This window comes from Rurimicrobium arvi, assembly GCF_039540495.1.
Classification (GTDB): Bacteria; Bacteroidota; Bacteroidia; order Chitinophagales; family Chitinophagaceae; genus Rurimicrobium; species Rurimicrobium arvi.
In genome coordinates this window covers 178,662-197,487 of record NZ_BAABEZ010000024.1, presented here as the reverse complement: position 1 = coordinate 197,487, position 18,826 = coordinate 178,662, and the positions used below count along the sequence as shown (strand labels likewise).

Genomic DNA, 18,826 nt, shown 5'->3' with positions numbered 1-18,826 from the left:
GCTTACAAGATCATTTTTTCAATATCCACAACAAGAATTCCTTCCGCTCCGAGACTGCGTAACTGACTGATCACCTCCCAGAAAGCCTGTTCTCTGATTACGGTATGTACGCTGCTCCAACCGCTCAGCGCCAACGGCAGTACCGTCGGGCTTTTCATACCGGGCAGCAACGCGACGATCTCTTCGAGCCGTTCATTGGGTGCATTCAGGAGAATGTATTTGTTGCAGCCGGCATTGCGGACCGCGCTGATGCGGAATAGCAACTGGCTTAGCACGGACTGCGCCTCTGCGGACAAGTCGTTGTTGGCAATCAGTACAGCTTCGCTGTGTACGAGTGTGCACACTTCCTTCAGACCGTTCATCAGCAGCGTACTACCGGTACCGACAATGTCGAAGATTCCTTGCGCAAGACCTACTCCGGGAGCAATCTCCACGCTGCCACCGACTTCCTCAATGCGGGCTTCGATGTTAAGCTGCGCAAGTTGCTTCCGCAGGATACGCGGATAACTGGTCGCAATCTTTTTGCCGTTGAAGTAAGAAAGCCCCTCGTACGACTCATCTTTCGCGATGGCCAGTGAAAGGCGGCAACGGGCGAACCCGAGCTGTCGTATCACTCGCACATCTTTACCCTTTTCCCATACCTCATTCTCTCCGACGATGCCAATATCTGCAACGCCGTCTTCGACGTATTGAGGTATATCATCGTCTCTCAGAAAAAGTACCTGTATAGGGAAGTTCGCCGCGTCGGCCTTTAGTTTTCTGTCGGTTGTTGCGAGTCGTATCCCGCATTCTTCAATCAGGCGCAACGACTGCTCACTGAGTCGTCCGCTTTTCTGAATGGCAATTTTCAGCATTGTTCCGGTTTCGATTTTTATTGTCCGAGTCCGGTAGCCGATATGCCTAAAAAAAACAACCGCCTGAAGGACTCAGACGGTTGTGAAAAGATTTCAGCTTACAGCATATCATCTCATCCCCGCCTGCGCGTGGTATGACAATGATGCTGATGCAGCTGTATGAATGACATAAAATAAATTGCTTTTTGCTGCACAAAACTAGCGGAACTTTTTTGTTCCTGCCAAATATTTTTTCCAAAAAAAAGAAAAAGTGTTGCCAGTAAAGCTTTTCAGGCCGTGGCAACACTTCGCATATTTTTCAAAACGGGGAATGGAGATTATCCAACAAGCTTTGCTTCGAGAACGATCTCAAAACTGAAAGCCTGACTTACCGGACAGGTCTTCTCCGCATTGCGCGCAATTTTTTCGAATTCCTCTGCGCTGATACCGGGAACATCCCCTTCCAGCTGCAACAGAGACTGAGTGATCTTTCCATCCTGCAATGTTACGGTAGACTGTGTTTTCAATGCACCGGGGGTATATCCGGCTTCCGTAAGATCGAGGCTCAGCTTCATAGTAAAACAGCCGGCATGCGCAGCTGCAAGCAATTCTTCAGGATTGGTTCCCACTCCGTCCGCAAAACGACTGTTAAAAGAATACTGTGTCTGGTTCAGGGTGGTACTGCCTGTAGACAAATGACCTCTTCCTTCTTTGATGTTACCGTTCCATACGGCGGTTGCTCTGCGTTTCATAATAGCTATATTTTGAGTTTGATTGTTTAATGATGCAAAGCTACTATCCGGTTAAGGTTCCGAAGATGGATTTTATCCTAAAATACTGGTACTTTTTTCCCTACGCGTAAGATTTGCGGAAGGCCGTCGGCGTATTCCCCGTTTTCCGGACGAAAAGACGGTTGAAGTATGCCGGATCATCGTAACCGAGATCATAAGCTATCTCTTTGGCGCTCATAGGTGTGTAAATCAGCAGGCGCTTGGCTTCCAGCATAATACGGTCTTTGATCACCTCATTCGGCTGCGGCAGGTTCAGGCGCCTGAGTTTATTGCTCAGCGTCTTGGCTGCAAGGTTCAGTAAGGGAGCATACTCCGACACACTGTGCTTCTCACGGAAATGCTTTTCCACCAGCATGCTGAACTGACGGAAAAACTCGAGTTCCGGTTGCGCAGCAACAAGCGTGGCCGGTAAGCGCTGGTCTTTCCACATGCGCGTGGCATGGATGATCAGCTGCTTTAGGTAGGTACGCAACATTTCCTCCCCCACCGTATCTGTCTGGGCAAACTCCTGCTCCATATCGCGGAGCAACGCCCTGATGCGCGGCTGCATCGGATTGGGAATTTCCGTAAGCGGCATACCGTTCAGGTTATTGAACAAGAGTCCGTCGCATGCCACTTCCGCATCGTGGATCTGTATACAGTAGAAGTCACGGTTATAGCACAACAATACACCCGCCTCGCCTGAAGCGGATATGGGTTCTATATGCTGGTGGCTGTTGATAAAAAACAAGCTGTCGCGACGGGTCGTATACCGTTGGAAGTCTACCGATAATTCATAGCCCGCCGGCAGCCATAAGACTTTGATGAAAGAATTCATCGATTCGCGGAACAGTGTGCCAAACGCATCGGGAACAATCGGTGTAAACACCAGTTTCCGGTTGTTGCTTTCAAATGTTTGCTGTTGCATAAAGCGATAATTATTCGGAAGGCGCAAGAGACCGGATCAGTCCGATCACATCCTCTTTACCCCATCCTTGTTCCTGCGCCTTTGTATAGGATTTCTGCGCAGCAATGCCCAGGGGGAAACCGGCTCCCGCAGCGAAGGCAATGTTGATGTCTTTCAGCATCAGGTCCAGAGCAAACGCAGGCGGATACGCGTCAGCAAGGAGTAAAGGAGTCTTCACTTTTGTGGCACCGCTGCCACAGGCGCTTTCGTTGATAATATCGAGCAGCTCAGACCTCGCCACTCCAAGCCGGTCGCCCAGCAATACCGTTTCGGCGAGTCCCTGGTACAATACAGAAAGAAAATAATTCACACTGATCTTCGCCGCAAGACCGGAACCCTGCGGACCGAGATGCTTCACCTGCTTCCCCATTTTCAGAAGGTAAGGCATGGCGCGTTGTACATCCTGATCTGTGCCTCCGGCCATGATCAGTAAAGTACCCTCAGTAGCAGGCTTCGTACTCCCGGCTACGGGCGCATCCAGGAAAGAAGCACCGGCCTGCGCCAGCCTCCCGGCCACAGACCGAGAAGCTTCGATAGAGACGGTGCTCATGTCCACAAATAATTTTCCCGCAACCGAGTGCTGCATCAATGCTGCATATACTGCTTCCAACGCGGTGTCGTCGGTTAGCATGGTAAAGATCACCGAACTGTTTGCAAGCAGTTCGCCGACAGAAGTACAGACCTTCGTACGAGCTGAAAAGCCGGCCGCCTTATCAGGACTCCGGTTATAAACGGACAGCGGAACGCCTGCCTGCTCGAGATTTGCGGCCATCGGGCGGCCCATATTGCCCAGGCCGATAAAGCCTAATGATTCAATGCTCATTGTTCTGCATTTAGTCTTTCAAAGATAAGTGCATCGCAAGAATATCTTAAAAGGTATACACGTGGGCTTTTCAGCCGGACGTAGGTTTATCTTCGCGCGATGCATATACGCACCATGTATGCATAAAAAATTGTAGTTTCGGTCGTAACGAGATCCATTGCCGGTCTGCACCATTAAAAAAAGAGACAATGACTAATCCCGTAATCATCACTATATGTGTATTGCTGCTGCTCGCCTATATCTTCGATCTCAGCGCGGCAAAAACCAAAATCCCTTCTGTGATCCTGCTGCTCGCGCTGGGATGGATTTTCCGTCAGGGGACCATGCTTCTGGAAATTCCCATTCCGAACCTTAACTCCATTTTACCGATACTCGGAACCGTGGGGCTCATCCTGATTGTTATGGAAGGATCACTGGAACTTGAGCTGAACCGGGAAAAGCTGCCGCTCGTAGGTAAGGCTACAATCATTGCCACAGTACCGATGATCCTGTTCAGCTTTGGTCTTGCCTGGGCTTTCAGCTATTACGGACTGGTGTCTATGAAAATTGCGCTGGCCAGTGCAATTCCTCTCGCGATCATCAGCAGTGCTATTGCTATTCCGAGCGCTCACCATCTTCCTGCACGTGAAAAAGAATTCGTCACGTATGAAAGCAGCATATCGGATATTATCGGTGTGATCCTGTTCAACTTTATCACATTGAACGAAACAATCGGAGTACATTCCTTCGTTGAATTTACCTGGGAGCTGGTGGTAATGCTGATCGTCAGTGCGCTTGCAACCGCCGGACTCGCATTCCTGCTGAATAAGATCAAACACCATGTAAAGTTCGTACCCATCATACTGGCAGTGGTACTCATCTACACGATCGCCAAAACCTATCACCTGCCCTCTCTTCTTTTTATTCTGCTGTTCGGACTTTTCCTGGGTAACCTGAATCACTGGCAATCCGTTCCGTTTATTCATCGCCTGCATCCGGAGACCCTGGACAGGGAGGTGGATAAATTCAAAGAACTCACGACGGAAATTGCATTCCTGATCCGTGCGCTGTTCTTCCTTTTGTTTGGCTTCCTGATCGAAACACGGGAACTGCTGAATCCCGATACGATTGTATGGGCGCTGGCTATCTGTGCCGGAATTTATGTGATCCGGTTTGTGTTCCTGAAACTATTCCGTATGCCGGGCAAGCCACTGCTGTTCCTTGCACCCCGCGGTCTGATTACGATATTGCTGTTCCTGTCTATTCCCGCCGGACAAATGATCCCGTTGGCGAATAAATCGCTCATCATCCAGGTGATCATCCTGAATGCGCTGATTATGATGTTTGGTTTGATGACCTACCGTACACAACCGGAGCAGGAATTGCAGGCGAAACCAGCAGGCGAACCCCTACCGGCGCAAGATTAATGACAATCGCAACCATCGGTGCTGCAGGCACCTCCGGCTGTGTAACCTTCTTCCGAAGCATTGCTGTTACCCAACTGAGTCCGGATCTGTTCCAGTGCACGCTGAAAATCGGCAACAGGCAGTGCGCCGCTGAACAGGATCTGTTTTTCGGCGAGAAAGCTCGGAACACCACGCAGACCTATTGTTTGCGCAATTGCGATATCCTGACGTACCTCTTCCGCAAACAATGCCGAATCAAGTAATTCCTGCACGGTATTTGCGGGCAGGCCCACTTCAGCAGCAAGTGTGGCAAGAACTGCAGGATCAGATATATTTTTCCCGTCTGTAAAAACCGACCGGAACAGCACTTCTTCCATAGCTGCGCCTTTCTGCAATGTGCCTGCGTACTGAATCAACCTGTGCGCGTCGAAGCTGTTGCACCAGATCATGCTGTCCAGATTGAAGCGAATACCCGCAGCTGCGGCCATATCACTGACGCGCGCGTTCATTGCCTTCGCTTCCTCATAACTCACTTTCAGATGCTGTGCGAGCGCTTCGTGTGCATCACGACCGGGTACATACTGAGCATGCGGCATTAACTGAAAACTACGCCACTGAACATTCACCTCGTCTTTCCAGGGCAGTTGCGCAAGGGCAGTTTCAAAATTGCGTTTCCCGATATAACAGAAAGGACAGAATACGTCGGACCAGATCTCTATGTTCATGATTATGCCTGATTATATGCAGACATGCGCCTGCACGGCAAAAATACGTAAAGCCTCCTGATGCAGGCAGGAAGAGATCGTTAAAAAGATTCGGCCCGCTGTTTCAGAGCCTGATTCATACGAATGAAATTGTTGCGTGTATCATCGCCGATCTTACGCAGGATCATAGAACTGAGTATTCCCGAAAAGGACTCTCCCTGGGTGAGTTTAACGCTGTTTCCGGAAAGTGCCTCTATCTCAAAATAATGGTGTCCGTCGAAAATGCCCTTTACGAAAAGGCTGCCCAGCCAGGCAAAATGCTTAAGAGGTTCGCAACGGGTGATGCGCGGCCGAAACACATATTCCTTACCTCCGTTCAGCATTGTATTCCGCAATATAGTACCGGCTTCAGCCCGTCCGTCTATTCTCACGATAAACGGATTCCAGGCAGGATATGCGGGAAAATCGGTAAGGATATCCCAGACTTTTGCTGCACTGGCGTTGATAATAATTTCGGTTTGAATCTGCCGGCTCATAATTACGTTTGTTTAACTGCACAAAAATACCGGCTACGCAGGCTGTCGTGCGTTAACAATTGTAAAGAAATGAAGCGAATGTCTACTTCGCAAGCCGTTTGCGTATACGGCTCATCGACACAGGTGTCATACCCAGAAAAGAAGCAATCATATGATGCGGGACGCGCAGCAGTAAATCGCCGTGTTGCGCTTCGAATCTGCGATAGCGCTCTTCAGGAGTGTCTAGTACAAAAGAAGAAAGGATCATCTGGGCATTGATAAAACGCTGCTCGGCTATCTTCCGGCCGAGCTCCTGCATGCGCGGCATTGTTGCATACAGATCCTGCATTTGCTGATAACTGATGACCAGCAGATCGCAGTCTTCCATTGTTTCGAGCGTCTGAATACCGGAAGCCTGACGCAGAAAGCTGTCATATCCCGCGGCAAACAGGTTTTCACGAAAAATGAAACCGGTGATCTCCTGTCCGTCCTTGGTGTAATACAATCGCACAAGGCCTCTGACGATGAAAAAAAGTTCACGCGCCACTTTTCCTTCTTCTGCGAGTTTAAACTTCTTCGGCACCTGTCTGAAACTGAAGGCGCTTTCCAGTTGCTCCTTTTCCTTATCGGTGAAGGATACGACCTGCGAGATATATTGATGAAATCCGGAAAACATAAACTGCCGTTTGGGGACACGACTAAATTACAAACATGTTGCCATGCCGGAAGAAATAAAGTGACGGGAAGGCCTTAAATCGAAGGAGGCTGCCCCCTCGCGGAAGACAGCCATCCCTCTTTGTTCACCACCACCTAATTATTTCCAGCCGCCACCGAGCGCACGATAGATGTTCACGGTAGCATTCATTTGTTTCATTTTTGTTTCGATCAGATCGAAACGGGCTTCCAGCGCGTCACGTTGTGTCATCAGCACTTCCATGTAATCTGCACGGGCAGAACGGAACAGGTCGTTGGAGATTGTTACTGACTGTGCGAGCGTTTCCACCTGGTTGGATTTTATCGAATAAGCACTGTCCAGATTCTTCATGTTCGACACCTGGTTTGCCACTTCGATGTAGGCGTTCAGGACCGTACGTTCATAATTGTACACCGCCTGCATCTGGCGCGCATTTGCACTGTAGTATGCCGCTTTGATTCCGTTCCGGTTTACAATAGGCGCAGCCAGGTCGCCTGCAATCGAATACAATAAAGACTCAGGCGTTTTCAGCAGATAAGCCGGATCGAAAGCCTGGTAGCCGATCTGAGCATTGAGTCCAAGCGAAGGATAAAAGCGGGCTTTTGCCACCTTCACGTCCAGCTTCGCCGCAGCCAGTTCCTGCTCTGCACGACGGATATCCGGGCGATTGTCGAGCAGCTGCACCGGCAATCCTGCCCGCACCGCCGCCGGAGTAAGGCGTTCAAATCCAGCCACGTCACGATCCACATGCTGCGGAAAGCGACCCAGCAGGAAGTTGATTTCATTCTCTGTCTCCACAATACGCTGCTGAATACCATATTGCAGGCTCTGCGTGTTCAGTACCTGAGCCTGGAACCGGCGCACAGCCAGCTCCGTCACTTTCGCGGCTTCCTTCTGCAGTTTTACGATGCGCAATACATTGCTCTGGATCTCCACGTTACGCTTCACGATCTCCAGCTGGTTGTCGAGTGCGAGCAGTTCGTAGTAGTTATCTGCAATCTCCGCGATCAGGTTTGTGATCGTAAAGTTCCGGCCTTCCATGGATGCGATGTAGCGCAGCGACGCAGCCTTCTTGGCATTACGCAGTTTCCGCCAGATATCGATTTCCCAGCTTGCATAAGCCGAGAACATGTAATCCGGAAGAGGTTCCGGCATTTCTTTGCCCGGCTTGATCTGAGTATTGGCTTCCATCGCGCCGATATTCGTATAGCGCGCTACCTTGTCTACGCCGGCACCGCCCCGTAATCCGAGGAAAGGAAGGTATTCTCCTTTGCGCGCCCGGATCTCGTTGCGTGCGATTTCCAGTTCCTGAACGGTGATGTTCAGCTCCTGGTTGTTCTTCAAAGCAGTATCGATCAGAGCGACGAGGTAAGGATCGGAAAAATAATTCCGCCATTGCAGCGTCGCCATATTACTGGTATCACTTTCGGATGTACCACTGTAGGAAGCAGGCACCGTGCGTTTTTCCTCGCGCGGTTTCACTGCTGCCGGTATTTTACATCTGGTGAAGCTTAAGGCCACTATTGCAACCGCAAGACTTCTATAAACTATTTGCTTGTTCATGTTGTTCTGTCTGTGTTTTAGTGGGGAATATTGGGTTCTTCAGAATGTGAAAAATCATCGATCTGGTGCACCAGCGATTCGGACAAAGAATTGTCGTCTTCGTAACGGATCAGTTTTCTGCCATCGGCAAGAGAGCCGAATATGTAGTAAAGGCCGGGCACAATGATCACACCAAAAACAGTACCAAACAACATACCACCGAGGGCGGCGCCTCCCAGTGTCTTATTACCGATCGCACCCGCTCCGCTCGCAACAATCAGCGGTATCAGACCCGCGATAAACGCGAAAGAGGTCATCAGGATCGGGCGGAAACGCACTTTAGCCCCCTCAATGGCTGCTTCCAGGATCGTCGCTCCTTCATGCCGCTTCTGCACCGCAAACTCAACGATCAGTACCGCATTCTTACCCAACAGACCCACGAGCATGATCAGTCCGATCTGCGCATAGATGTTGTTCTCCAATCCCATTACTTTCAGCATGAAGAATGTACCGAACACACCCACAGGAAGCGACAGGATTACCGCCAACGGTATGATGAAGCTTTCATACTGCGCAGAAAGAACGAAGTACACGAATGCCAGCACGACCAGGAAGATGTAGATCGATTCATTACCGCGGCGTGATTCGTCAAAAGACAAACCTTCCCAGGCGATATCGTATCCTTTCGGGAGCTCCTTAGCCACTTCACGCACAGCCTGGATCGCATCTGCCGTGGTGTATCCTTTGGCAGGCAGACCCTGAATGGCAGCCGAGTTATACATGTTGTAACGCGTGATCTCGTTCGGTCCCTGCCCTTTCACCAGCTTCATAAATGCCGAGTAAGGCACCATCTCTCCTTTATCGTTCTTCACGAACATGTTCAGGATGTCTGAAGGAAGACGGCGGAATTTCGGATCCGACTGCACATATACTTTAAAGAAACGGTTGAACTTGATAAAGCCCTGCTCGTAGGTACTACCTACCATGATATTCAGGTTCTCCATCGCTTCCCCGATAGAAACGCCTTTCTGCATCGCAAGGTTGTTGTCGATCTGCAGCTCATACTGCGGATAGTTGGCAGCGAAGAATGTGAACAGACCTGCAAGCTCCTTGCGCTTTCCGAGATCGTCCATAAATTGCTTGTTTATCTTATCAAAGTCACGGTAATCCGTAGTGGTGTTCTTATCCAGCAAACGCAGGGAGAAACCGCCGGAGGAACCGAAACCGGGGATGGCAGGCGGCTCGAAGAACTCAATTTTCGCACCGAGATCCCTTGTTTTATGTTCCATCTCTTCCATGATCTCCCGCACATTGTGATCGCGGTCGTGCCATGGCTTCAGGTTGATCAGACAGGTACCGGCGTTGGAACCGCGGCCTTCCGTCATAATCTCGTACCCTGCAAGAGAAGACACGGATTCCACCCCATCGATATGTTCACATATGGCCTGCAGGCGACGGGATACTGCGTTGGTTGTTTCCAGTGTAGAACCCGGAGGTGTCTGGATGATCGCATAAATAGTACCCTGGTCTTCACTCGGAATAAACCCGGAAGGCAGCACTTTATTGATGAAGAACGTACCTACGCAGAATCCGGCCAATACCAGAAAAGTTACGAGTCTCCGGTTCACGATCAGGCGCAACAGGCCTACATAACGGCCGGTCATCTTATCAAAGCCTTTGTTGAACTTATCGAGACCTTTCGTCAGGAAATTCTTTTTCTTCTCATGTCCGTGATGGTTACGCAGCAGCATCGCACAAAGTACCGGAGTAAGCGTAAGTGCCACAATCGCGGAGATCACGATGGAGCTTGCCATGGTAATAGAGAACTGACGGTAGAAGGTACCCACGGGGCCTGACATGAAAGAGATCGGGAGGAATACGGACACCATTACCGCCGTGATCGCGATAATCGCACCGCTGATCTCACCCAATACCATCTTCACGGCCTGGTACGGCGTTATCTTGGGATATTCTTCGAATTTGGCGTGCACCGCCTCCACGACGACGATCGCATCATCCACCACAATACCGATCGCAAGTACCAGCGCGAACAATGTTACGAGGTTGATCGAAAGCCCGAGCAACTGCATGATAAAGAACGCCCCTACGAGCGATACCGGTACCGCGAGGATCGGGATCAGCGTCGATCGCCAGTCGCCCAGGAAGATGAATACCACAATAGCCACGAGAATGAACGCGTCCCTCAGTGTGTGCACTACCTGTTCAATAGATGCATCCAGGAACTGGGATACGTCGTAGCTGATCTTATAATCAAGACCGGGCGGGAAACTTTCCTTCATTTCGGCCAGCTTCGCCTTTACATCACGGATTACATCACTCGCATTACTACCGTAGTTTTGTTTCAATACAATAGAAGCAGAAGGGTGACCGTCGAGGTTCGAATAGATATCGAAGAACTCACTGCCCAGCTCTGCACGACCAATGTCTTTCAGGCGGATGGCTTCCCCTTCCGGATTTGCACGGATGATCACATTCTCATATTCCGAAGGCTCACTGAAACGACCTTTATACGTCAGTACATATTCCAGTGCCTGCGCCTGGATACCGGAGCTCTGACCGATACGACCGGGACGGCCCACGATGCTCTGTTCGCCCAGGGCTTTCATTACCTCATCGACAGAAACATTGTAGGCACGCATACGATCGGGGTTCAGCCAGATACGCATCGCGTAAGTACGGCTACCCAGGATCTGCGTACGACCCACCCCTTTGATACGGTTGATCTCGGGGATCATTTTTACGTTGGCGTAGTTGTACAGGAACTTTTCGTCCATGTTCTTCCCTGTGGCGTACAGGTTTACATACATCAACATACTGGGCTGGATGGGTGTGATCACCACCCCTTCGCGCTGCACGAGTTCCGGCAGCAGCGGCATTACCTGGTCGACCCTCGTCTTCACACGGATAACGGCCTGGTTCGGATCCACACCCGGTTCAAAAATAACGCGGATCGTAGCCTCACCCGCACTCGTGGCATCGGTGGCCACATAACGGGCATCCTGAACCCCGTTGATCGCATTTTCGAGTGTGATCAGGGTAGACTTTACCAATACATCGGCACTTGCACCGGGGTATGCGATAAATATATTTACTGTAGTGGGCGCAATTTCCGGGAACTGCGCCGTAGGCAGCTGTACGATGGACAGCGTACCCATAAAGACGATAATGATCGATATGACGATCGCCAGTACGGGCCTGTGGATGAATTTACTAAACATAGCTTCTTCTTTTTAAAGGCCCAATTATTCAGCATACAGGTTCAGGTGCGCCATTACGGAGTCAGCCTTTTCCACTTTATATGCTATTTTCTGATTTTCTTTTACGAGGCGCAGACCTTCCAGCAGGATCTTATCATCCGCAGCCAGTCCGCTTTTGATTACAAATATGTGCGGCAGTTCCGCTGCGATCTCGATCTCACGCGATCTTACGCGGTTCTCTTTGTCGATTACATACACATATTTTTTCTCAAGTACCTCGAAAGTGGCCTTCTGAGGGATCACCAGCGCACCTCTGAGCGGGATAGGGATCAGGATGCTGCCGGTCTCTCCGTGACGCAACAGTCCGTCAGGATTCGGGAAAGTTGCCCGGAAAGCGATGTTCCCGGTCTCGTTATCGAAATCAGCTTCAATTGTTTTTACCACTCCGGAATGATCGAACATCTGGTTGTTCGCCATACGGAGCTGTACATTCATCACACTGTCTTTTTTAGTGCTGGATTTATAGCTCAGGTATTCTGCTTCCGGAACATTGAAATAAACCCACATCTGACGGTTGTCAGAAAGTGTGGTCAGCAGCTCGCCTTCGTCCACGAGGCTTCCGAGCCGCACGTGAAAACGGTCGATGATACCGTCAAAAGGAGCACGGATCTCTGTAAACTGAAGATGTACATCTGCCAGGGACAGTTCGGCTTTGGCTTTATTGAGTTTTGCCCGCGACATAGCCAGCTCATTCGGAGCAACGATATTACTGTCGGCAAGGCGTTTGGTGTTCTGGTATTCGATTTCAGCAAAATTGGCTTCGGCCTTTGCTTTCTGCAGTTCTGCCTCGTACAGCCGGGGCATGATACGGAACAATAATTGTCCCTGCTTTACAAACTGACCTTCGTCTACAAATATTTCCTGGAGGTAACCGCGTTCCTGGGCACGCAGTTCGATGTGACTGATAGCATGGATCTGACAAACATAGTCTTTGGAGATCGCAGTATCCATGCGGGCAGGGGTGGTAACAAGGTACTTTACTTCTTCTTTTTCTCCTTCATTTCCGGAGCGGCAGCTTACCTGGCCCAACAAGCCACATAAGCCCATAAGCACGAGCATTCTTTTCATAATAATTGCCTTAAGGCAGATATTTGGGGGTGATTGTTAATGAACAAAGAGACGCGTACAAAACATACGCAGAAAAGCTCCGTCCGGCAGGTGTGGTTACCGGGGAGTACACGTTTACCGGAAAACTGCGTTGCAATGATCCGGCGGATGAAATCAGATACGGAATACCTGGAAAAGAATAAAAGCTTTGGGAGCAGCTATATCTGCTGCAATATCTCCAGCCAGCGGAGATGTGAAAAGATCAGCCGTAAAGGGCTGCTGAGATGCGTAAAAGAAAGATGTGAAGTAATTGTCGGCGCCGGGAGACTTTTTGAATGACTGGAATTCTTCGTCATCCTCATCATCCTCGCTCTCATTATCAGAAGTAACTATTTCCTCATGCCCCCTGGGATTTGCGGATAAAACCGTTCTTAATTCGGAAAGCGGGAGATCAACGATCGTGAATACACGGGTATTGTCAATGCGCTCAGGTAAATTCACCAGGATATGGCGGCCCCCGTCAGGGTGCTGTTGCGCACCTAAGGGAGATGAGTTGCCGAAAAATATCAGGCTGAGTGAAAGTAAAAAACGCAGAAGCAATTTCATTGCGATGTCAAAATTAGCAGAAGTTTGATATGTATGGTCTTTGCCGTTTGTTAAAAAATAGTAATTGTCAGAACATTAGCTATATCGCATTGAATGGTTGCACTGCACTTAAATCCTGAATTGCAGCCTGTTCCGGTGCACACAGTGCAGCGCGTTATCATAAAAAAAGCGCCGCTTTGCGCGGCGCAGAAATGTAACAGTAAGCAGCTGAAAACTTAGGCCGGATGCACCTGACTGTGCTTTTCCGATCTCCAGTTCTGATCATAGCGCACAAAAAAAGCGATCCATATAGAGCGCGATAGTCGCTGCAACAGGGGTTGTATCAGCAATAACAGCACAATAGCCGTTCCCAGGCACCAGAAAATACTGTTATCTGTATAGGACAATCCGAACAATACTGCCCAGGCAACAAAAACAGTGGCCAGAGCTGCAACAGAAAGACCGTAGCTCACATAGCCGGTACCGAAATAAAAGCCGGTCTGCAATTCAAATTTCTGTCCGCACACAGGGCAGTGCTCCGGCATTTCCATCGCGGAGCCGAAATTGTAAGGATTTGACCGGGTGAACAATTTTCCGCGGCGGCAGCGCGGGCAGCGATTATTCAGGATGCTCAGCAAGGCATTGGGCCGGGCGTCATCTTTTACAGCACACATAGTTTGTATTATTTAATGATTGTTGATATAAGTGCGGCGGAACTCTTCAGGAGTATAGCCGGTGTTCTTTTTGAAAAAGCGCGTAAAATGTGAGTTGTCGGTGAAGCTGAGTCCGCCCGCTATCTCCGCGACAGACGTATCGGCATTCACCAGCAGGCGTTTGGCCTCCAGCAGTATGCGATCACGTATCAGCTCGCCCGCTGCTTTATTCACGGTGTCTTTACACAGTGCATTCAGATGGTTGGGCGTTATATAGAGCAACTCCGCATAGTCTTTCGGTAGGCGTTTCTCGGCAAAATGCAATTCGATCAGTTTGCGGAACTGCGCCAGCAACAACCTGTTATGCGGTGTTACGGAGGCCTCATTCCGGGGGCGGGATGAGCGACTGGCCAGTATCAGCAATTGCAGGATGCAGGTACGGATCATATCCGGAGCCATATAAGCACCCTGCTGCAATTCAGATATGATCCGGTCCAGCAGCGTAATTGCCTGCTCCTGATCTTTCCTGTTCAATCGCAGCACACTCTCCGAAGCGATGCCCTGCATTACCGGGAAATGCTCAAAATACTGATGCCGGAACAGGAACTGATCGAAGAAATGCTCTGAGAAATTAAGCACGTATCCCTCTATAGCACCTTTAAAATCCCAGGTGTGCACCTGCCCCGGTACCATAACGTACATCTGTCCGGCTTTCACATCAAAACGCTCGAAGTCGATTGTATGAAAACCGCCCCCGGCAGTAAATAATACTATATGGTAAAAAGAATGCCTGTGCGGCCAGTGCAGGTTCGGGTGATCGCGCAGGTAATCCGTGAAAGTGGCGGCTACTACATCAGCACTGCCCGGATCTCCTCCTTTCAGCGAACAGATGTCATATACCGGAATTGTATTTTTTACCGTTTTCATCGATAAGCAAAGATACCGGCACCTGTGTTAAGCGTATTGTACGCGTCAATGAAAAAATGGTATTATTTACTGATTCAGCTAATGCGTTACAGGAAGCGCAGCTTTTCCTCCTCGATATCGATCTGCCGCAGATAGGCGCGTATCATCTCTTCGTCGAGATGCTGATCGTCACGGTTCATTTGCAGCAGCCACACGCGCTGACGCTCCAGCAGGTCTATACAGACGGCCTTGCATTCTGCGGACATAGCGGGGTCGGGCTCTTCCGTAAGCGTTGCATTCCACTTAATGGCCATTTGCTGCAACGACTTGTGCCGTTGCAGGTGTTGCGCATAATCTGTCTGCAGATGGTGTATTCCGTTACGTGCAAGTCCTTTGCGTATCGTTTCATGTGCTTCTTCTTCCGGCAGGTAATCCTTGTCGGCGCCAAGCTTCATGCGGCGTATGATCAGCGGTAATGTAAGCCCCTGAAGCAACAGTGTGGTGAGGATAACCACAAAAGTGATAAACAGGATCAGGTTGCGATGCGGGAATGGGCTACCGTCGGACAATTGTACCGGGATCGAAAGTGCTGCCGCCAGCGACACCACACCTCGCATACCCGTCCAGCCCAACAACAGCGGGCCTTTAAAGCCGGGATTCGGATCTGCCACCTTAATAAAGTTCCTTGCGATTATCGTAACTATTACAGCGCCATATGCAGATAGTATCCGACCCAGGATCAGCAAAGCCGTTATCAGCAATCCGTAGCCGATCGCTTCATTAAAACTGACATTGTCGGCACGCAACCCCGCCGTGATCTCCGGAAGTTCGAGGCCGATCAGCAGGAAAACAAGCCCGTTCAGCACAAACACAAAGCTCTGCCAGACGTTCACCCCCCGCAAACGGGAAGTACTGCTGAGAAACCGGTGCTGAAAATGTGACAGGAACAGACCGCCGCTCACTACGGCCAATACACCGGAACTATGCACTTCCTCCGCAACGATATAAATAAAATAAGGGGTGATGATCGTCATGATAATATCCATATTCGCATCTGTAGGCAACTTCTTATGCGCCATCATAAACATCCATCCTACCAGCAGTCCGATCCCTACCCCGCCTACCACCATCCATACAAAACTCAGCGCAGCCTGATGCCAGATGAATTGCCCGGTGCCGACGGAAATCAATGCAAAACGGAAAATGATCAGCGAAGATGCGTCGTTCAGCAAACTCTCCCCTTCCAGTATCGACGACATCCGTCTCGGTACTTTTACAAATTTGAGGATGGCACTGGCACTCACCGCGTCAGGCGGAGATACAATCCCGCCCAGCAAAAAACCGAGTGCGAGTGAAAAACCGGGAATGAATTTATTCGCAACAAACGCAACAGACATCGCGGTGAGAAAGACCACCACGAACGCAAAACTTCCGATAATGCGCCGCCAGCGCCACAGTTCCCGCCACGAGATCACCCAGGCCGCCTCGTACAGTAAAGGAGGAAGGAACAATGCAAAAATCAACTCCGGGTCCATATGCAATACCGGCACACCGGGAAAAAATGAGATCAGCAGTCCCGCCACAACCAGGATCACAGGATAAGCAACCCGGATGGTATTGGCGAGCATGATCAGCAAAACGATCAATATCAAAAGACCTAAATAAAATGGAAAGTGCTCTATCATACAACATTAAACTGCTTAAATATAAACATATTCACCGGCATCACACTATCTTGCCACGAATGCCAGCCAACATCATCAACCATTATATCCGGCAAAGTGCGCTGTTCATAGGAGGCGTGCAGTTGCTCTCGGCCTGTTCCGGCGACAATGTGCAACAACCTTCTGCTACTGCGGCTGTTGCAACCTATGCATCCGCCTCATTGCAGGTAGATACGATTCCGCTGCAACTGCTTCCGGATGTGCACCAGGGTTGTGCCTGCTATTTTGCAGCCGATTCCTCCGCATTGCGCAGACGCGAATTTCTGCTGGTTAATTATTTCGACAACCGTTGCTTTATGAAAATTAACGGAAAGCTAATTGAGTTCCGGCATACGCTGCGGCATATTGAAAAAAACGGGATAACATTGCGCGCGGTGAGCGATCAGTACGAACTCAGGGCCGAATTTGAGGCTTCTGATGCGAATAATAACGAAGAATGGTTCTATCGCGTCACGCTAAGCATTAGCGATAAAAAAGAGCACTCAGTGGTATTACATCTCACAGGACCCTGCAATTGCTCACCGGAAACGATCGGATAAAAAAACAGCGGCATGAAATTCATACCGCTGCGTCGATCAATGATAACACCTGCCTATCGGCTATTCGCATAATTGACGATACCCGAAAGAATTGCACGGCAGAAGCGCTCACGCTGCGCCGGGTCACTCATCATCGTCACATGTTGCGGATTGCCGATGTTGCCGCAGCTAAGCAATACAGCAGGAAGCTTATTGTCGCGCAATACACGGATACGTCCCTGATCGGTAAGCGTTACCGGCAACTGCAAATCTTTCTGAAAACGATCGGCCAATGCTGAAGCGGCCACACGGCTTTGCTGATACTGCACATTTTTGGGCGCTATACCCAGTTCATATTGGCCCTGCCCCTCCGTTTTATCCATATGCAGCGATATAAACATATCCGCTCCGCTCGCTGCGGCACGCTGCACACGCGTATCCAGCGGAACGAATTCATCTGCCGACCGGGTACTGACTACAGTGATGTTATATTCGGCTGAAAGAGAGTTGAGTTCCTGCACCAGCGACAGCATCAGGTCCTTTTCACTTTGTCCGCCGGAAGATACCGCACCTTTATCCTGCACCCCTCCGTGTCCTGCATCCAATACGATTGTTACTTTCCTGCCGGCCCGTGGCGTATCACGCGACGAGGTAAAAGAGAACAGCACAATGGTGAGAAGCGCCAGCATAGCGGGAGCGACCCTGTGCATAAACGATAAACGTTTGTCCGCTGACTTACGGATCATATGCAGTCGTTTTGCTACCGACGACTGTGTAAAATGGTGCACGATGTGCTGTTGCCGTGCGCCGAAGCCGGCCAGCAGCAGCATGCGTGCAAAAGCATCGGCATCGGCAGGTGCAACGGCAGCTTCGTCGGCAAGAAATTCATGCTGCAACTGCAATTGTCGTTCGATGATCCAATAAAAAGGATTGAGCCATGCAACAGCACAGACCAGCTGCATCAACAGCTTGTCCAGCGAATGTTTCTGATCGATATGCGCCTGTTCATGCAGCAGCACACAACGGGCTTCCGCGGACTGTGTGTCGAGCGACTCAGGCCAGAACAGCAAATGCATAAAGGAGAACGGAGCACCGGGATGCTTCGTTTTCACGAGCACAGCGCCCTGAAAAGAAACACAATGCCCCGTCTGCTTCCATCGGTACACACGGAACAACTGGACCAGGATACGCATCAGTAACAGGAAAGTCACCAGCGCATATGCCGGCAGGATATAATGCTGCCAGGGAAATACTCCCTTTGCGGCAGCGTCAACGTGCTCCTGCATCAGGGACGATGCGCCAGGTTCCAGCAGCGGGAAAACCGCCGCCGGAGCAGGTGATGAAAAAAACGGGATCTGCATCAACGGAATAATGGCAGAACACAATGTGGCCGCGATCAGGTACATGCGGTTGAATACAAAGCTTCTGCGCTGACGCAGCATTACGTGGTAATAGGCATAGAATAAGCCGGAACAAATGCCGGTCTTAAGCAGCCAGGTGAAGAATGAAAATATCATTGTGCATCTTTTTTAAGTTGTTTGAGTAATAATTCGAGATCCTTTACCGAAAGCTTTTTCTTCTCGACCATAAAGGAAATGGCACTGCTGAAAGAACCTCCGAAATAATCAGAAACAAAACCGGATAAAGTACGGTTGGAGTATGCTTCCTTGGACACGTGGGGCATATACCGGTAAAAACGCCCTACCGGTTCCAGTCGGACAAACTCCTTCTCCACAAGAATTTTTAATATGGTGGCCACCGTATTCTTGTGCGGTTGCGGTTCGGGCATTGCTGTAACGATTTCCATCAGCATGCCTCCCCCCAGCTCCCAGAGTACCATCATGATCTGCTCTTCCGCCTTCGTAAGTTGTTTCATTAAACT

Annotated in this window: 18 protein-coding genes; 2 read left to right on the top strand and 16 right to left on the bottom strand. The window is 50.0% G+C overall.

From position 1 onward, the window contains the following. Positions 1–2: 2 nt before the first annotated feature. The 4 genes from hisG to ABD846_RS13370 all read right to left on the bottom strand — a co-directional run bounded on the left by hisG (position 3) and on the right by ABD846_RS13370 (position 3,393). Positions 3–854 (bottom strand): ATP phosphoribosyltransferase, encoded by an 852-nt coding sequence (gene hisG / locus ABD846_RS13385; RefSeq protein ID WP_344828009.1) that lies wholly within the window; start codon positions 852–854, stop codon positions 3–5. A gap of 317 nt (positions 855–1,171) precedes the next feature. Beyond that, complete coding sequence (locus ABD846_RS13380; protein ID WP_344828007.1) at positions 1,172–1,585, bottom strand: OsmC family protein; 414 nt, start codon at positions 1,583–1,585, stop codon at positions 1,172–1,174. Positions 1,586–1,685: 100 nt separating this feature from the next. Then, positions 1,686–2,531, bottom strand: coding sequence for a helix-turn-helix domain-containing protein (locus ABD846_RS13375; protein WP_344828004.1), 846 nt, complete (start codon positions 2,529–2,531; stop codon positions 1,686–1,688). 10 nt (positions 2,532–2,541) lie between these two features. Continuing rightward, positions 2,542–3,393: an NAD(P)-dependent oxidoreductase gene (locus ABD846_RS13370; RefSeq protein WP_344828001.1), complete on the bottom strand. Its 852-nt coding sequence runs from the start codon at positions 3,391–3,393 to the stop codon at positions 2,542–2,544. Between the two features lie 188 nt (positions 3,394–3,581). On the opposite strand from ABD846_RS13370, the gene ABD846_RS13365 reads away from it, so the two are divergent. After that, the gene (locus tag ABD846_RS13365) at positions 3,582–4,799 is read left to right on the top strand and encodes a cation:proton antiporter (protein ID WP_344827997.1); all 1,218 of its coding nucleotides are present in this window, start codon (positions 3,582–3,584) and stop codon (positions 4,797–4,799) included. Here the strand turns inward: ABD846_RS13365 and ABD846_RS13360 are convergent. The 10 genes from ABD846_RS13360 to ABD846_RS13315 form a co-directional block, all read right to left on the bottom strand. After that, complete coding sequence (locus tag ABD846_RS13360) at positions 4,796–5,503, bottom strand: DsbA family oxidoreductase (RefSeq protein WP_344827994.1); 708 nt, start codon at positions 5,501–5,503, stop codon at positions 4,796–4,798. The genes ABD846_RS13365 and ABD846_RS13360 overlap by 4 nt on opposite strands. Positions 5,504–5,583: 80 nt before the next feature. Then, positions 5,584–6,018, bottom strand: a complete 435-nt coding sequence (locus ABD846_RS13355; protein WP_344827992.1) for an SRPBCC family protein — start codon at positions 6,016–6,018, stop codon at positions 5,584–5,586. 82 nt (positions 6,019–6,100) lie between these two features. Then, positions 6,101–6,673 carry a Crp/Fnr family transcriptional regulator gene (locus ABD846_RS13350; protein WP_344827989.1) on the bottom strand — a complete coding sequence of 191 codons (573 nt, stop codon included), beginning with the start codon at positions 6,671–6,673 and terminating at the stop codon, positions 6,101–6,103. A 138-nt stretch (positions 6,674–6,811) separates the two neighbouring features. Next, positions 6,812–8,254, bottom strand: coding sequence for a TolC family protein (locus tag ABD846_RS13345; protein WP_344827986.1), 1,443 nt, complete (start codon positions 8,252–8,254; stop codon positions 6,812–6,814). Between the two features lie 17 nt (positions 8,255–8,271). Further along, on the bottom strand, positions 8,272–11,472 hold the full coding sequence (locus ABD846_RS13340; protein WP_344827984.1) for an efflux RND transporter permease subunit: 3,201 nt from the start codon (positions 11,470–11,472) through the stop codon (positions 8,272–8,274). A gap of 24 nt (positions 11,473–11,496) precedes the next feature. Continuing rightward, on the bottom strand, positions 11,497–12,579 hold the full coding sequence (locus tag ABD846_RS13335) for an efflux RND transporter periplasmic adaptor subunit (protein WP_344827981.1): 1,083 nt from the start codon (positions 12,577–12,579) through the stop codon (positions 11,497–11,499). A 153-nt stretch (positions 12,580–12,732) separates the two neighbouring features. Beyond that, positions 12,733–13,164: a hypothetical protein gene (locus ABD846_RS13330; protein ID WP_344827979.1), complete on the bottom strand. Its 432-nt coding sequence runs from the start codon at positions 13,162–13,164 to the stop codon at positions 12,733–12,735. A 215-nt stretch (positions 13,165–13,379) separates the two neighbouring features. Then, positions 13,380–13,817 (bottom strand): DUF983 domain-containing protein, encoded by a 438-nt coding sequence (locus tag ABD846_RS13325; RefSeq protein ID WP_344827976.1) that lies wholly within the window; start codon positions 13,815–13,817, stop codon positions 13,380–13,382. Between the two features lie 12 nt (positions 13,818–13,829). Next, positions 13,830–14,723: a helix-turn-helix domain-containing protein gene (locus ABD846_RS13320; protein WP_344827973.1), complete on the bottom strand. Its 894-nt coding sequence runs from the start codon at positions 14,721–14,723 to the stop codon at positions 13,830–13,832. An 86-nt stretch (positions 14,724–14,809) separates the two neighbouring features. After that, positions 14,810–16,354: a Na+/H+ antiporter gene (locus ABD846_RS13315; protein WP_344827971.1), complete on the bottom strand. Its 1,545-nt coding sequence runs from the start codon at positions 16,352–16,354 to the stop codon at positions 14,810–14,812. Positions 16,355–16,446: 92 nt separating this feature from the next. Here ABD846_RS13315 and ABD846_RS13310 point away from each other — a divergent pair, with 92 nt between their 5' ends. Continuing rightward, entirely contained in the window at positions 16,447–16,965 is a 519-nt protein-coding gene (locus ABD846_RS13310) for a hypothetical protein (protein ID WP_344827967.1), read from the top strand. Positions 16,966–17,018: 53 nt separating this feature from the next. Here the strand turns inward: ABD846_RS13310 and ABD846_RS13305 are convergent, their stop codons facing one another. Together ABD846_RS13305 and ABD846_RS13300 are read right to left on the bottom strand one after the other, a co-directional pair. Beyond that, positions 17,019–18,461, bottom strand: coding sequence for an N-acetylmuramoyl-L-alanine amidase (locus ABD846_RS13305; RefSeq protein ID WP_344827964.1), 1,443 nt, complete (start codon positions 18,459–18,461; stop codon positions 17,019–17,021). Further along, positions 18,458–18,820 (bottom strand): BlaI/MecI/CopY family transcriptional regulator, encoded by a 363-nt coding sequence (locus ABD846_RS13300; protein ID WP_344827961.1) that lies wholly within the window; start codon positions 18,818–18,820, stop codon positions 18,458–18,460. The genes ABD846_RS13305 and ABD846_RS13300 overlap by 4 nt, the downstream gene beginning before the upstream one ends. Between the last annotated feature and the right edge of the window lie 6 nt (positions 18,821–18,826).

Bases quoted from the DNA above. Each gene is read 5' to 3' on its own strand.
- hisG (WP_344828009.1), bottom strand. From the start codon at position 854: ATGCTGAAAATTGCCATTCAGAAAAGCGGACGACTCAGTGAGCAGTCG.
- ABD846_RS13380 (WP_344828007.1), bottom strand. From the start codon at position 1,585: ATGAAACGCAGAGCAACCGCCGTATGGAACGGTAACATCAAAGAAGGA.
- ABD846_RS13375 (WP_344828004.1), bottom strand. From the start codon at position 2,531: ATGCAACAGCAAACATTTGAAAGCAACAACCGGAAACTGGTGTTTACA.
- ABD846_RS13370 (WP_344828001.1), bottom strand. From the start codon at position 3,393: ATGAGCATTGAATCATTAGGCTTTATCGGCCTGGGCAATATGGGCCGC.
- ABD846_RS13365 (WP_344827997.1), top strand. From the start codon at position 3,582: ATGACTAATCCCGTAATCATCACTATATGTGTATTGCTGCTGCTCGCC.
- ABD846_RS13360 (WP_344827994.1), bottom strand. From the start codon at position 5,503: ATGAACATAGAGATCTGGTCCGACGTATTCTGTCCTTTCTGTTATATC.
- ABD846_RS13355 (WP_344827992.1), bottom strand. From the start codon at position 6,018: ATGAGCCGGCAGATTCAAACCGAAATTATTATCAACGCCAGTGCAGCA.
- ABD846_RS13350 (WP_344827989.1), bottom strand. From the start codon at position 6,673: ATGTTTTCCGGATTTCATCAATATATCTCGCAGGTCGTATCCTTCACC.
- ABD846_RS13345 (WP_344827986.1), bottom strand. From the start codon at position 8,254: ATGAACAAGCAAATAGTTTATAGAAGTCTTGCGGTTGCAATAGTGGCC.
- ABD846_RS13340 (WP_344827984.1), bottom strand. From the start codon at position 11,472: ATGTTTAGTAAATTCATCCACAGGCCCGTACTGGCGATCGTCATATCG.
- ABD846_RS13335 (WP_344827981.1), bottom strand. From the start codon at position 12,579: ATGAAAAGAATGCTCGTGCTTATGGGCTTATGTGGCTTGTTGGGCCAG.
- ABD846_RS13330 (WP_344827979.1), bottom strand. From the start codon at position 13,164: ATGAAATTGCTTCTGCGTTTTTTACTTTCACTCAGCCTGATATTTTTC.
- ABD846_RS13325 (WP_344827976.1), bottom strand. From the start codon at position 13,817: ATGTGTGCTGTAAAAGATGACGCCCGGCCCAATGCCTTGCTGAGCATC.
- ABD846_RS13320 (WP_344827973.1), bottom strand. From the start codon at position 14,723: ATGAAAACGGTAAAAAATACAATTCCGGTATATGACATCTGTTCGCTG.
- ABD846_RS13310 (WP_344827967.1), top strand. From the start codon at position 16,447: ATGCCAGCCAACATCATCAACCATTATATCCGGCAAAGTGCGCTGTTC.
- ABD846_RS13305 (WP_344827964.1), bottom strand. From the start codon at position 18,461: ATGATATTTTCATTCTTCACCTGGCTGCTTAAGACCGGCATTTGTTCC.
- ABD846_RS13300 (WP_344827961.1), bottom strand. From the start codon at position 18,820: ATGAAACAACTTACGAAGGCGGAAGAGCAGATCATGATGGTACTCTGG.